The sequence below is a fragment of the Picosynechococcus sp. NKBG15041c genome (assembly GCF_055380235.1).
Genome location: NZ_AP040363.1, coordinates 125,514 through 139,821, shown reverse-complemented (window position 1 = coordinate 139,821; position 14,308 = coordinate 125,514). Strand labels below are relative to the sequence as shown.

General features: G+C 52.9%; 12 protein-coding genes. 7 read left to right on the top strand and 5 right to left on the bottom strand.

Annotation, left to right across the window (positions count from 1 at the left end; genetic code table 11):
- The first annotated feature begins 24 nt into the window (after positions 1-24).
- Positions 25-1,791, top strand: a complete 1,767-nt coding sequence (locus tag ACZ45B_RS00645) for an N-acetylmuramoyl-L-alanine amidase (protein WP_024545435.1) — start codon at positions 25-27, stop codon at positions 1,789-1,791.
- Between the two features lie 23 nt (positions 1,792-1,814).
- Here ACZ45B_RS00645 and ACZ45B_RS00640 read toward each other — a convergent pair whose 3' ends face one another.
- The 4 genes from ACZ45B_RS00640 to ACZ45B_RS00625 all read right to left on the bottom strand — a co-directional run bounded on the left by ACZ45B_RS00640 (position 1,815) and on the right by ACZ45B_RS00625 (position 7,234).
- Positions 1,815-3,584, bottom strand: a complete 1,770-nt coding sequence (locus ACZ45B_RS00640; protein ID WP_024545436.1) for a TolC family protein — start codon at positions 3,582-3,584, stop codon at positions 1,815-1,817.
- Positions 3,585-3,794: 210 nt separating this feature from the next.
- Positions 3,795-4,781 (bottom strand): pentapeptide repeat-containing protein, encoded by a 987-nt coding sequence (locus ACZ45B_RS00635; protein WP_051352911.1) that lies wholly within the window; start codon positions 4,779-4,781, stop codon positions 3,795-3,797.
- Positions 4,782-4,903: 122 nt separating this feature from the next.
- A complete protein-coding gene (locus ACZ45B_RS00630; protein ID WP_024545438.1) occupies positions 4,904-6,265 on the bottom strand; it encodes a TIGR03279 family radical SAM protein in 1,362 nt (453 codons plus the stop codon).
- A gap of 3 nt (positions 6,266-6,268) precedes the next feature.
- Positions 6,269-7,234, bottom strand: coding sequence for an undecaprenyl-diphosphate phosphatase (locus tag ACZ45B_RS00625; protein WP_024545439.1), 966 nt, complete (start codon positions 7,232-7,234; stop codon positions 6,269-6,271).
- A gap of 338 nt (positions 7,235-7,572) precedes the next feature.
- Between ACZ45B_RS00625 and ACZ45B_RS00620 the strand changes: the two genes are divergently transcribed.
- Together ACZ45B_RS00620 and ACZ45B_RS00615 are read left to right on the top strand one after the other, a co-directional pair.
- Positions 7,573-8,202, top strand: coding sequence for a DUF3120 domain-containing protein (locus ACZ45B_RS00620; protein WP_315862126.1), 630 nt, complete (start codon positions 7,573-7,575; stop codon positions 8,200-8,202).
- 106 nt (positions 8,203-8,308) lie between these two features.
- A complete protein-coding gene (locus tag ACZ45B_RS00615) occupies positions 8,309-8,788 on the top strand; it encodes a DUF4079 domain-containing protein (protein WP_024545441.1) in 480 nt (159 codons plus the stop codon).
- Positions 8,789-8,905: 117 nt separating this feature from the next.
- Here ACZ45B_RS00615 and ACZ45B_RS00610 read toward each other — a convergent pair whose 3' ends face one another.
- The gene (locus tag ACZ45B_RS00610) at positions 8,906-10,249 is read right to left on the bottom strand and encodes a 16S rRNA (cytosine(967)-C(5))-methyltransferase (protein ID WP_024545442.1); all 1,344 of its coding nucleotides are present in this window, start codon (positions 10,247-10,249) and stop codon (positions 8,906-8,908) included.
- A 149-nt stretch (positions 10,250-10,398) separates the two neighbouring features.
- On the opposite strand from ACZ45B_RS00610, the gene dnaJ reads away from it, so the two are divergent.
- Genes dnaJ through ACZ45B_RS00590 form a run of 4 tightly spaced genes read left to right on the top strand, consistent with a single transcriptional unit; the run spans position 10,399 to position 14,273 of the window.
- Positions 10,399-11,538 carry a molecular chaperone DnaJ gene (gene dnaJ, locus ACZ45B_RS00605; RefSeq protein WP_096415771.1) on the top strand — a complete coding sequence of 380 codons (1,140 nt, stop codon included), beginning with the start codon at positions 10,399-10,401 and terminating at the stop codon, positions 11,536-11,538.
- On the top strand, positions 11,535-11,789 hold the full coding sequence (locus ACZ45B_RS00600) for a sulfurtransferase TusA family protein (protein ID WP_024545443.1): 255 nt from the start codon (positions 11,535-11,537) through the stop codon (positions 11,787-11,789). The genes dnaJ and ACZ45B_RS00600 overlap by 4 nt, the downstream gene beginning before the upstream one ends.
- On the top strand, positions 11,786-12,859 hold the full coding sequence (gene rsgA, locus ACZ45B_RS00595) for a small ribosomal subunit biogenesis GTPase RsgA (protein ID WP_029681734.1): 1,074 nt from the start codon (positions 11,786-11,788) through the stop codon (positions 12,857-12,859). Before ACZ45B_RS00600 ends, rsgA begins: the two co-directional genes overlap by 4 nt.
- 46 nt (positions 12,860-12,905) lie before the next feature.
- The gene (locus ACZ45B_RS00590; RefSeq protein WP_024545445.1) at positions 12,906-14,273 is read left to right on the top strand and encodes an IctB family putative bicarbonate transporter; all 1,368 of its coding nucleotides are present in this window, start codon (positions 12,906-12,908) and stop codon (positions 14,271-14,273) included.
- Positions 14,274-14,308: the final 35 nt, after the last annotated feature.

The window sequence follows — 14,308 nt, the reverse complement described above, 5'->3', positions numbered from 1 at the left end:
GATTTCATTAGGAGAAAAATCTCAATGTTGAAGGCAATATTTTTCGGCTTGGGTTCGGCCACGATGTTGACGTTGCCGGCCTTCTCCCAGTTGCCCCGCCAGAGCGATCGCCTCCAGGTCGTCTATCCACCCAACAGCCACCAAACGAATGCAGAGCAGATTTTTTTGATTGGTTCTGCGCCCCTGGCCGGTACGGTAGAGGTTAATGGTCAGAGGCTCTCCCGCAGTGAACTGGGTCATTTCGCCCCAAGTTTTCCCCTAACGGTGGGACAAAATCGTTTTACTCTGACCTATCGCCAACCCTCTGGAGCCACAGAAACAAAAGTGGTCACGGTTGAACGCCTCGCTAGTGCAATAACCCCCCCTAGGGAATTAGCCGAGCCGTTCCCTGCGGTGGTGATCGCCCGTCAACCCCAGGAATTGGTTTGTTTTCAAGTCCAAGCCCCGGCCCAAGCCCAAGTCAGTGTTACCCTCGGTCGTGAGTCTTTCCCGTTGCAGCCCCAGATGGGGGCAGTTCTCCCGAGTAATGCGGCTGTTTTGACCCTAGACAATGAAGCACCGACTGGCAGCTTTACTGGAACCTATGGAGGGTGTCAGCGTTTTAGTGAGCCGGGTAATTTGGGGCAAGCCCGCTACCAAATGAATTTCCAGGGACGCACGAGTACAGCTGCTAGTCTCGGTAATATTGAAATTCTAAATTCCCAAGCATTGGGGGCGATCGCCGTCACCAGTGCCGCTGGGGTGGCACGGACAGGGCCGGGAACGGATTTTTCTCGCCTCACCCCCCTCCCCCAGGGGACCCAAGCCCTAGTGACTGGAAAAGAAGGAGATTGGCTACGCCTTGACTATGGGGCCTGGATTCGGGCCAATGAAACCCAACCCATCCAAGGCGCGGTGCTCCCCACCAGCACCATTCGCAGTGTGCGATCGCAGACCCAAGCGACCAGCACCGAGGTGATTTTTCCTCTCCAAAGGCCCGTGCCTGTAACCGTTGCCCAGAACGACGACACCTTTAGCTTGACCCTCCACCAGGCGATCGCCCAAACAGATACGATTTACCTAGCAGAAAGCCCCGTAATTCGTCGTCTTGACTGGGCCCAGGTAGATCCAGAAACGATCCGCTACAATTTTCGCCTGAAAACCGACCAGCAATGGGGCTATGATCTGCGCTACGAAGGAAATAATCTCATCCTTTCCCTCCGTCATCCCCCACAACTGGGGACGAATTCTCTCCAAGGGGCAACTATTTTGCTAGATCCTGGCCATGGGGGCAGTGAGTCCGGCGCCCTCGGCCCCACGGGCTATCCCGAAAAGGCGATTAATCTTTTGATCTCCCAAAAAATTCAACAGCAACTCACAGCAAAGGGGGCGAATGTGATCCTCACTCGCACCGATGACCGGGACGTTTCTTTAGGCGATCGCCAGGCGGCCATTGCCAATGGCCAACCAACCTTAGCCCTGTCTGTCCATTACAATGCTCTCCCCGATGCCGGGGACGCCGAAAACACAGCGGGAATTGGCATGTTTTGGTACCATCCCCAGGCCCATGATCTAGCCCAATTTCTCCATGATGAACTGACGAGCCGCTTAGATCGTCCCAGCTATGGCGTTTTCTGGAATAACCTCGCCCTGACTCGCCCCCACGAAGCTCCATCGGTATTGATGGAACTGGGCTTTATGATTAATCCCACAGAATTTGAATGGATTACTGAGCCCCAAGCTCAAGATCAATTGGCCGGGGCGATCGCCCAAAGTATCGAACGTTGGCTCCGCACAAAAACCAGCCCCTAGGGTTGGGGTGTTAAGCAAGCTGACTACTCGTTAGCGAGGATTCGGTCACCCAAGCCAACTTCCCGTTTGAGCTGGGCAAAGGCGCGGTTGTAATCAGTCACCGCTTGGAGATAATTGCCCCGGGCAGTATTCAGGCCCGTCTGGGCGGAGATGACATCGGTTTGGGTCCCAACCCCCGCATTAAAGCGCATTCGGGCCAGCCGTAAACTTTCTTCTGCCAGGGTCACTGCCGAAGCTGCCGTGGTGATATTTTGTTCGCTCGCTTCGAGGTTATAGTAAGCCGTTTCTACAGCTAACCGGATGCGGTTACGCTGGTCAACAAAACGATTTTCGGCGATCGCCTGGTCTACTTCTTCCTGATCAGCCCGGGCTACCGCCGCCCCGCCATCAAAAAAGTTCCAACGCATCCTCGCCCCGATTGACAACCCATCAGCCAGGCCAAGGCCATCATCGAAAACTTCAAGCAAATCATAATTGGCAAAAACACTCACCGTCGGTCGCACCGCAGCTAGGGCAATGCGCTCCTGTTGACCATCAATTTCACGTTGGAGGAGCTGTTGGCGGAGTTCTTGGCGATTTTGCAGTGCCAGAACAATAGTTTCTGGTAGAGAAATTTCCCAGCGGCCAGCTAGATCAATTTCGTCAGCAGTACGCGGGTCAATAGTCGGCTCTAGACTCAGAAGCTGGGCTAATTGACGGCGACTGGTTTTCTGATTGGCTTCAGCGAGGTTTAAGCGTTGCTGCACATTTGCCAGTTCTACCTCCGCCCGGAGTACATCAAATTGCGTCCCGAGCCCCGCCTGCTCAAGGAGGGTTGCATCCCGCAAACTTTGGGTGGCGTCGAATACTGCACTTTGCTCAATCACCACCTGGGCATCGGCGCTCTGCAGATCGTAGTAACTGATCGCGGCGGCAGCGCGGATTTCTTCTGTCAACCGTTCAATGTCTAATTCGGCGATCTGTCGTTGGGTGCGCGCTGCTTCTACCTGAGCCGAACGACGCCCCCCGGTATAGATGTCATAGTTTACTTCCAGGCGGCCATTGAGGGAGGTGCTGGAATTGGAATCGCGGCCGAGGGCTCTGCCCTGGAGGGCACCACTGGCACTATCGCTGTAGGTCAAGTCTACTTGGTTACTGATGGTCGGTAGTTCGGCGGCGATCGCCTCACGAATTTGGGCCTCAGCGCGCTCATAGTTCAAACGGGCCTCTTGGAGCGATTCGTTACGTTCTAGGGCCAAACGAACCGTGTCTTCTAAGGTTAAATCGATGCCATCGTTCACAGTCAGGGCTTCCGCAGTTTGAGGTACTGTGACCGCAGGGTTTTCGATCGGCACTAATAGCTCTCGCAATTCGACATTTTCGACCTGGTCAGAGGGCAGGGGCTGTGCCGTGGGGGTCGGTCGATTGTCGTTGCTTGTTGGGATTTCGACTTCGTTGGCCGCCTCTGGCACCGTCGAATCACTCTCAGGCATTTCTGCTTGGGCCACGAGGGCTGGAGCTTGGAGGTTACCAAGGTGGGGTGAGGGAGACAGTTGTATTTCAGAAGTCTGGGCGGAAGCGGCGAGGGTAGTTGGCTCGCTCAAACCGCCAAGATTGGGTAAAAAAGAAGTATCTAGGTCGGCGGGAACGACTGTGGGAGACAGTACTGGGTCACCGGCCGGAGACTGATCTTCTAGGGAAGCATCTGGGGGGAGAGATTGGGGAGTTTCTATCTGGGCGATCGCCCCGCCGCCGCTACAGAGAACAACAAGGCTACTGGTGCTAAGGGTAATGAGATCTCGCAAGGCAAACATTGAGCTTCTGAGGGTCCAGCTGAAGATAGTTTATAAAGAGCGTTCCTCGCCAAAATCAGCATTTAAACCAATCGTATGGCTGGGAACTAATGACCTAGTGTAAGTCAAAATACTTGAAACTACTACCGTCAAAAAAATTTACAAAATTCCATTGGCTACGACAATTTTTGTCGCAGCGGGACATATTTTCCGGCAATATCAGCCCATGATTTAACAGGCCAGGGGGGTTTCTAAGGGAGAACTAAAACCAACAATCGCAGGCTGTATTTGTCTTCTGTCTAGCTTTGCCCCCCGCAAATCAGCCCCCTGAAGTTGAGCACCGGCCAAGTTAGCCCCGGTCAAATTCGCCCCCCGAAAATCGGCCTCCTGGAGGTTGGCATCGCGAAAATCAACATTTACTAATTCTGCCCTCTGAAAATTGCTGGCGATCGCCTCAAGCCCTTGGCAATTGGCATTGGTTAAATTGGCATGCTGTAAATCCGCTTCATTGAGGCAAGCCTGTTGAAAATTCGCCCCCTGAAAATTGGTAAAGCGCAAAGTTGACCCCGTTAAATTTGTGCCTACTAAATTCATTTCATTGCCTTTGCCACCACTGAACAGCACCCCAGCGCAATTTAAACCACTGAAATCCCGTTCCCGAAAGTCAACCCCATTGAGATAGGCCTCTTGTAACCGCGCCCCATGTAAATTGGCGTCTTTTAAAATAGCGCCACTGAGCTTAGCTTGGCTGAGATTTGTCCAACTCAGATCAGCACCAGTTAAATTTGCCCCCCGAAAATTCACCCCGGTCAAGTTGGCCCCACAGAGATTCACCTGTTGCAGGTCCGCCATAAAGAAAGTAACCCACCGCATAATTGCGCCACTCAATTGGGCTTCGGTGAGAATAGCGCGAATTAAGGTTGCCCCTTGGAGATTGACCTTTGTTAGATCGGCCCGAGTTAAATCGGCGTGGTCGAGTTTGGCGTAGCTTAGGTCGGCTCCGTACAAAAAAGCCTGCTCTAGATTCGCCCGCCGGAAATGGCAATGGGATAGGTTTGTCCGCGCTAGGGAGGCCATTGCAAAATTTCCCTCAGAAAAGCTGGCATGGGACAAATCTGAGCCACTCAGACTCGCCGCCACGCAATCAAGTCTATGGAACAGCCGTTGGCCTGCGGCATAGTGCTGGAGTAATTGTTGACTATTGATGGTAGACAGCATCGTTGATCTCAACCGGACATCGAAAAACTGTCCATGAAGGCACTGTCTTGGACGGACTGATATCGGCTTCTTTCTCTATTAGAGAAGTAAACTAGCCCAAATCAGCAAAAAGTCTTCAAATCTTAACCTTTTGATAACATTTCTTGGGACACTGTTTGTGTGCAGCGGGCCATAAGGTGACGGACATCTTCTACGGGATAAATCGGAGTGCCTAGGGTGATCGCCACCTCGGCTACGGTTTTGTCATCGAGAAATTTGGCCTCATCATGTTTGAGCATGACCCGGGGCAGTAGAATCCCATCCCTGAAATCTCGCCCGGCTAATTTATCAATCAAATCTTGGCCTGTGAGTAAGCCGGTCACTGTAATTGCTTGGCCCCAGTAGTCACTGTTCAGAGCGGCGAGGGTAACGGTGAGGTTTTCCACCTGGTTTAACCGTGCCACCAGGGGTTCAAAGGCTTTTTCGACGGCGTTCCCTACTACCCAAGTGAAGTGCTGGGGTTGGGCGATCGCCCCGGGCAAAACTTCATCGGCGGTCTGGAGAAAATCACGGATAAATTGGCGAATCGAACCCACCCCATTACCCAACTGGGGATAATCTTCATAATGAGACTCCGGCGGCAACTCTTCCCGGGCGATCAAAAACCATTCATCGGCCAACCAAGCAAAATTCGTCTGAAATTTTTCACGAAATTCCTGTTGGAGGGCCGTGACCTGGGCAATTACTTCCTGGGCTTTTGGTTGACTCACGGGGCTCAGTTCTGCCAAATTTGGGCGAAACCGGGTCAAGCCCACCGGCACCACCGCCGCCGAAATCACCGCTGGCAAATCCCCCTCGTGGAACTGGGCTAAGTCCCGCAGGGTCCGTTCTAAATGAATACCGTCGTTAATGCCTGGGCAAACCACCACCTGGGCATGGATTTGTAAACGATGATCTGCAAACCATTGCAATTGCTTAAGAATTTCCCCAGCGCGCTCATTTTTGAGCAATTGACGGCGAATATCCGGTTCTGTGGCATGGACGGAAACAAACAGAGGGGAGAGGCGCATTTGGTTGATGCGCTGCCATTCCCGCTCGGGCAGATTCGTCAGGGTGAGATAGCTGCCATAGAGAAAACTGAGGCGATAGTCGTCATCTTTGAGGTAGAGGCTTTGGCGTTTGCCGGGGGGCTGCTGGTCAATAAAGCAAAAAGGGCAGCGATTATTGCATTGGATCAGACCATCAAACAGGGCATTTTCAAATTCGAGGCCCAGGTCTTCGTCATAGTCTTTTTCGATTTCAATCTGGTGCGATCGCCCCTTGGCATCGAGGACTTCCAACTCTAAATATTCATCGGCGCAGAGAAACTGATAATCGATCAGATCCCGGGGTTGCATGCCATTGATCGAGACGATCGCATCTCCGGCCTCAAACCCAATTTCAGCGGCAATGGAGTCGGGGACAACGCGATAAATCTGGGCGGGCTTGATGGTGGAGGCACTCATGGGTTAAAGCAGGGTAAATGCCAAGATGATCATACCAAACCCCAATCGGTACCAGACGAAAATCCAAGTTTGGTGCTTTTGCAGATATTGAATCAGCCAGGCGATCGACAGGTAAGAAAAAACAGTAGAGGAAACCAGGCTGGTGACTAAGGTCAGGGGGGGAACTGTCGCTAAACCGGTTTGAAACAGTTCGACAAGCTCTACTAAACCCGCAATGGTAATGGCGGGGATCCCTAGTAGAAAGGAAAAACGGGCTGCCGTTGGGCGATCTAAACCGAGAAAAAGCCCCGCCGTAATCGTCGAACCAGACCGGGATACCCCAGGAATCACTGCCAGAGCTTGGGCCAGTCCCATCAAAATGCCATCTTTTAATTTCAGTTGTGCCAGGGAGCGTTGGTGCTGGGTTAGCCGTTCTGCCAGGGCCAGCAGAACAGACATGCCGATGGAGGCGATCGCAATCATCGTGAGCCCCCGAAAATTCGATTCGTCATAACCGGGCATAAATAGCTTGAGACCAAGGCCGACAATAATAATCGGCAAGGTTCCTAAAAAAATGCCACCAAACATTCGCCATTCTTGCTTCTGCCAGTCTTTTGTTTGCCAGGCTTGCCAAGCCCCGCCGCAGACCTGTTGCAAGTCTTGCCAGAAGTAACTGAACACGGCAACCATACTACCTAGTTGGATCACGGCCGTGAGGGTAATCCCTGGATCTGGCCAGCCCAAGGCAACGGGAATCACCTTGAGGTGAGCACTGCTGCTGATCGGGATAAATTCGGTCAAACCTTGGATGAGGCCCAAGATAATTCCCTGGAACCAATTAAAAGCTGGGGAGGCGATCGCCTCGGGCTCACTGGGCACAGCGGCATGGAGTCGGAAATTCCAAAGACCGACCACGAGAGAAACAGAGAGACCGAGGAGTACGAGGATGCCGAACTCAAACCATTGCTGCTGTTGCTTTTTCTTGAGCATTGATGTTGTTGATGCTTGGGTGAGATTTGCCTAAACCACTCTAATCAATCCAGTTCACCTTGACTACCTTTTTGCCTCATCCCTTTAATTTCCTTGGCCCAGGCTGACGGAACTACCACCACCTCGACTGCTTTCTCAGAAACCTAAACAGGGGCGATGCTAGGGATAAATGGCAAAATTTTGAGCGGATTTCTGAGAAAACTGGGGGTCATCAGTTAAAATTCATTCATAAATATTTACAACTTATTATTTAAACCCCCTTTGTTTTGCTGAACCATCCCCTTTTCTCCGTCGGTGCAGTGTATGTTCTCAAGCGACAGCAGGACCTCCGCCGTAATCTGCCCCTTTTAATTTGTCTGGCCTCCGGCTTCCTTGTTTCGGTGCCTGTTTTTTTCCAAGCGCCCCTAGTGAGAACAGCCCCCTGGGTTAGTTTGGCTTTCACACTGGTTTGGGTGGCGATCGCCTACCGTCTGCGCCAACAAGAGAGTACAGAAATTTGGGGTGATCTGCTTTGGGGGTTTAGTTGGAGTTGGTTGGCGGGGGCCATTTACTGGGGCTGGCTGCGCTATGAACCTTTCTTGCATCTGCCCGTGGAGGCGATCGGCCTGCCCTTTGCCCTCTGGGGTCTGTGGCAAAGGCGCGGTTTAGTCGGTCATCTGTTTTATCTCGGTTCCCTCCTGGGGACGGCGATCACCGATATTTATTTCTACCTGACGGATTTGATTCCCTACTGGCGGCAGTTGATGTATGCCGAGCCGGATTTTGTGATGCCGATCTTCCAGGCAGCATTGGCCCAAATGCAGACCTTTTGGGGCTTAAGTTGGGCGGTGGTTTTGGTGAATTTGTTGATTGCGATCAGTTGGTGGGCTTTTCATCAGCGAACCATTCCCGCTTGGAGCTTTGCCGGAGCGGTGGTCAGCACGCTCCTTGTGGATGGTTTATTTTGGGTCGCGGCCTGTTTTGCTTGATTTCAACCAGGGGCGATCGCAAAGTGACAATCAGTGCGAGAGGTCTAGGGGTTAATCCCCTAAGATAGAGAACGCAAACATTTTAGAAAATTTTTTAGATAAAACCATGGGTGAATTCATTCGTCCTTACCTAGAGCCGATCGCCGATTGGTTCAACACCCTGCCGATCCCGGCCGTTGTCACCCACTGGGGACACCCCTTCTTTATGAGCATTGTGATTATCGCGGTGGGCAGCTCGGCAGCGATTAAAGGCTGGCAAATTCGCCGCACCGACGATGTTGAGGCCAAGAACGAAAATGCTTACTGGCACCGGAAAGCGGCCCTCTGGTTGACCACCTTTATCAGCCTCGGCTGGACAGGGGGTGTGCTATCGCTGGTGATGCAAGGGCAGCCGATTTTTGAGAGTCCCCATTTCTGGACTGGGACGATTGCGATCGTCCTTTTAATGGCCAATGGTGCATTGTCAATCACCAAGTTCCTGGGCAAAGAGTCTCTCCGCACAGTTCATGCCTATGTGGGGTCGACGGCGATCGCGCTACTGTTGGTCCATGCGGCCCTGGGGGTTAATCTCGGTCTTTCTTTCTAAGTTTTTTTATCGCCATAAAAAGTTCTCATTCTTCACTTGCGAAGGGAGATTTAGGGGGTGTTGGTTCTGACGAATGAACCGATGCCCCCTTAACTTTTTTTAGAGGCGCACATGGTTCTAAGCCTGCCGCTGGAGCTTCACCATAAAAAAGCCATCCATCTGGTGGCGGTGGGGCACAACCTGGAGCCAGCCCTCTGGTTGACTGTAGGGAAAGACCGGGGAATCTTCTGCCGGGGGGACAATGTGCCAATCTGGGTGGGTCCCAAGAAACTGCTGGGCGATCGCCTCATTTTCTGCTGGATTCAGAGTGCACGTGGCATAGACCAGATAGCCCCCCGGTTTCACCCAGGTGGACCCCGTGGCCAGCAGTTCCCCTTGGAGCGTCGTCAGTTCCGCAATTTTTGCAGGACTCTGTTGCCAACGGATATCGGGGCGCTTGTGGAGGGTTCCCAGGCCGGAGCAGGGCACATCTAACAAAACCCGGTCTGCCATATTGCGGAACTGCGAATAGCTGCGACTGTCCCCCATGAGGGTACGGATCATCGACAGCTTTAGGCGGCGGGCATTTTGCTCGACTTTGTTAATCCGGGCCTGGTATTTATCACAGGCCCAAATGGTCCCTTGGTCTTGCATTTTCTCGGCGATGTGGGTGGTCTTACCACCGGGGGCAGCGCAGGCATCGATAATTACTTCCCCCGGTTGCGGATCCAGCAGATGGGTCACCAACTGGGCACTGGCATCTTGGATCGTCCACCAGCCTTCTCGGTAGCCAGGTAACTCCTGAATCAAACCCCGTTTTTCCACTAGGCGCAGGGCATTGGGAATCTGGGCAATCGCCTCCACTTTTATCCCGGCATCCGTGAGCACCTTTTGTACTGTCCCTACATTGGCCCGTAGGGGATTTACCCGCAGATCTAGTTGGGCCGGTTGGTTAAACCATTGGCAGAGCTGGGCCGTTTCCGCCGCCCCAAATTGTTCCAACCACTGGGCGATGAGCCATTCCGGAAAACTGTAGGTCAGGGCCAGGCGATCGATTTCATTTTCGGGGAACTGCAAGGGATCGCCCTGCTGTTCCTGTTGCCGCAGATAGGCGCGCAAACAACCATTGACCACCCCTGCCAATTGGCCCAGTTTATTAGTCTTCGCAATTTCAACGCTGGTATTGACCGCCGCCGAGGGGGGAATTTGATCCAGATAGCGCAGTTGGTATAGGCCCAATTGCAGCAATACCCGCAAATCAGGCGGTTGTTGCTCGATGGGCTTTTTCCCTAGTTGATTGATCAAGGCATCGAGAGTCTTTTGGCGGCGCACCGTCCCGTAAACCAGCTCCGCCACCAGCGCGCGATCGCTCCCCGCCAAGTTACTTTTGTGGAGCACTCGGTCGAGGGCCACATCAGTATAGGCATTGTGGTACATGATTTGCCGGAGGGCGAGAAAAGCGAGTTGACGGGCTGAAGACATTGCATCCAATGAAAAGGTAGTAGGTAGATTATCCCCCAGTTGTGATCTTCCCCACCCAGGCGATCGATTCCAGATCACACTTTTCAGCTTTTCCCAGTTCAAGTTAAGATTAGTGAAGGCTGGATTGTGCTCGTTAGTAAAAAGAACTTATGGCAGGCGACTATTACGAAATTCTTGGTGTCTCCCGTGATTGCGGGAAGGATGAACTCAAGCGGGCTTATCGTCGTCTAGCGCGTCAGTATCACCCCGATGTTAATAAGGATCCGGGGGCTGAAGAAAAATTCAAAGAAATTAACCGCGCCTACGAAGTCCTATCCGAACCAGAAACCAGGGCCCGGTATGACCGCTTTGGCGAAGCTGGCGTTTCTGGGGCCGGTGCCGCCGGTGCTGAATATGGTGACATGGGCGGTTTTGCCGATATTTTTGAAACGATTTTTAGCGGCTTTGGGGGCATGGGAACCGGAGCCCCTGGTGGCGGTGGCCGCCGTCGCAGTGGGCCGGCGCGGGGAGATGATCTGCGCCTCGACCTCAAGCTTGATTTTAAAGAAGCGATTTTTGGGGGCGAAAAAGAAATTCGTATTCCCCATCTAGAAACCTGTAAGGTCTGCTCTGGATCTGGCGCTAAAGCTGGAACTTCTGCCAATACCTGTGGCACCTGCGGCGGCACAGGCCAGGTGCGCCGGGCAACCCGGACGCCTTTTGGGAGCTTTGCCCAGGTTTCTGTCTGCCCCACCTGTAACGGTGAAGGGCAAGTTATTGCCGATAAGTGTGAATCCTGTGGCGGTGCAGGCCGCAAGCAAGAAACGAAAAAACTAAAAATCACTATTCCTGCTGGGGTAGATAGTGGTACCAGGCTTAGGGTTTCCCGGGAAGGGGATGCAGGGGTTAAAGGTGGCCCTCCTGGTGATCTCTATGTGTATCTTGCGGTGAGCAGCGACAAAGAATTTCGCCGCGAAGGAATTAACATTCTCTCGGAAATTGAAATCAGTTACCTCCAGGCGATCCTTGGGGATACGGTGAAAGTAAAGACCGTCGATGGCACAGAAGAGCTGACCATTCCAGCTGGTCTACAGCCCAATAAGGTGCTGACCCTAGAAGGGAAGGGTGTGCCGAAGTTGGGGAACCCCGTCAGCCGTGGTGATCATTTGATCACGGTCAAAGTTGTCATTCCCACGAAGGTCAGCCGCGAAGAGAAAGACCTACTGCACCAGTTGGCTAAGTTGAAAGGCACAGAGCACAGTAAGGGCGGCTTTGAAGGTTTATTGGGGAATTTATTCCATAACAAATGAGCGATTCACAACCATTACAGGCAGATGCACAGTTGGATCTGCGGGGAACACCCTGTCCGATCAATTTCGTGCGGACAAAATTGCAGCTCAAAAAAATGGCCCCCAATGCCCTCCTGGAAGTGTGGCTCGATGCGGGGGAACCGATGGAGCAGGTACCCGACAGCTTAACGATGGAAGGTTATTGCATTGAACAGGCGATCGCCCAACCGGAAGGCCATTATGCGCTGTGGGTGCGTCGTCCGGCATCATGAATGGGCAACCCCTCCCCCATCCTTTAGAGGGGACTGTGACTGCAGTCCAAGCAAATTTTTATCAGGTACAACTCCAGGCTGAACTGGGACAGTTGCTCTGTACCCGCCGCACCCGCCTCAAGAAAATTGGCCAGCGGGTGATGGTGGGAGATAGGGTCATTGTTGAAGAGCCTGACTTTCAAGACCGGCGCGGGGCGATCGCCCAGGTCCTACCCAGGCAAACAGAACTAGACCGCCCCCCGGTGGCGAACGCCGATCAGTTGCTTTTAGTGTTTGCCCTGGCTGAACCCGCCCTTGACCCCTGGCAACTGAGCCGCTTTTTGATTAAAGCCGAATCCACCGGCTTACCGCTCCTGTTGGGCTTGAATAAACAGGATTTACTCTCGACTGCAGCCCGACAAGCCTGGGGCGATCGCCTACGGCAGTGGGGCTATGCCGCCGTGTTTTTTAGCGTTCAGCAGGACCAAGGCATCGATCACCTCGAAGCCCAGTTAAAAGACAAAATCACCGTGGTGGCGGGGCCGTCCGGGGTGGGCAAATCGAGTCTGATTAACCGCCTGATTCCTGAAGCGAGCTTGCGGGTAGGGGAGGTGTCCGGCAAGTTGCAGCGGGGACGCCACACCACGCGCCATGTGGAGCTGTTCCCCTTGCCCCAGGGGGGACTGCTGGCCGATAGCCCTGGGTTTAACCAGCCGGATTGGTCAATTTTTCCCCAGGATTTACCCCGCTGTTTTCCCGAAATCCGTGCTTTCTTGCGGGACAACCACTGTCAGTTTAAGGACTGCCTCCATCTCCAGGAGCCCCATTGCGCCGTGGGCCGGGATTGGGAGCGCTATGAAATCTACAAAAAATGTCTAGAAGAGGCGATCGCCTACAAAGAAGCCCAACAACAACAGGGAGACAGTGAAACACAATTGAAGATTAAAATCACCGCAGCGGGCAAAAAGACCCATGAACCCAAACTCGCTACAAAAAAATATCGCCGTACCTCCCGGCGGGAACAGCAGCAGAACTTAAAGGATCTCTACGAAAAACAATCCGTCGACGAGTTGTGTGGGGACGAAGATTAGATCTCCTCTACAATGAACCATTACAAAATACTGAGGTGAGGTGTTTATGGCGGCAGTGTGGCGGCAGATTCTCTTTCTGCGTTTTCCCTTTGAATCTTGGTTGCGGGCCAGCTACAGTTACCGCATTTTTGGGCTATTGCAGGGCTGGCGCGGTGGCAGTTGGCTTTTGCAGTGGGCAGAACCCCTGGGGGGCATCCTCCTATGCATTTTGTTGGTGGCGGCTCCTTTTGTTTCCACGGTCTTCATTGGCTTTTTATTGGTGGCCTGTGGCGGCTATTGGGCTTTAGTGAGTATTTCTGATCTGCCCGCCGGACGGTTAACCGGAATCCACCTCCTCGTTGCTCTCTATGGGGGGATTGCCACGATCGCCACCGCCTTATCCCCGGTGAAGGGGGCAGCCCTATCTGGGTTAATTCAACTTTTTCTCTACCTGATCTTTTTTGCTTTTTGTGCCCGGGTACTGCGATCGCCAAAAATTCTCGGGGCAGTGATCTGGGTGTATTTGATGGTTTCCCTAGTAGTCAGCGGCTACGGCATTCGGCAATATTTCTTTGGTGTCGAACCCCTCGCCACTTGGAATGACCCCCTCTCGGAGTTTGCTAATGACACCAGAGTGTATAGCTACCTGGGTAATCCGAATTTGTTGGCGGGCTATCTCGTGGGGGCGATCGCCTTTAGTGGGGTCGCGATCTTGATTTGGCAGACCAAAATGCAGAAGCTCCTTGCTGGGGTGACGCTCACTGCCAATAGCGCTTGTCTATTTTGGACCGGCAGTCGCGGCGGCTGGTTGGCGATGTTGGCCCTCCTCATTGTGGGCGGCCTGATGCTGTATGCCTGGTATGGCGATCGCCTCAGTCCCTTTTGGCGCAAATGGCTCCTCCCCATATGTTTTGGGGTTGGGGGTGCCCTGATCCTCATTGCGATCCTTGGGGTCGATAGCATTCGTCTACGTTTGTTGAGTATTTTTTCTTGGCGCGGCGACAGCAGTAATAATTTCCGGATTAATGTTTGGTTCGCAGTGCTGCGGATGATTGGCGATCGCCCCGTTCTTGGTATTGGCCCCGGTAACAATGCCTTTAACGCGATCTACCCCCAATACATGGAAAGTCGCTTCTCCGCCCTCAGCGCCTATTCAATTTTCCTAGAGACAGCCGTGGAGGTCGGTCTCGTGGGCTTAACCGCTTTTTGTTGGTTACTGCTGAATACCTTTAGCCAAGCTTTACAAAGCCTTCAACAATTTCGTCTAGAGCGTAAAATAGAAGGACTGTGGTTAGTGGGGGCGATCGCCGCGATGGCTGGACTTCTGGTTCAGGGTTTGTTTGATACTGTCTGGTATCGTCCCCAAATTAGTACCCTGTGGTGGTTAATGGTGGGAATTGTCGCGGCTCAGCTTCCTGAAACCCAAGCAGAATAAAGTTTGAGGGCTAAAATGCACTGGACTATTAGCCC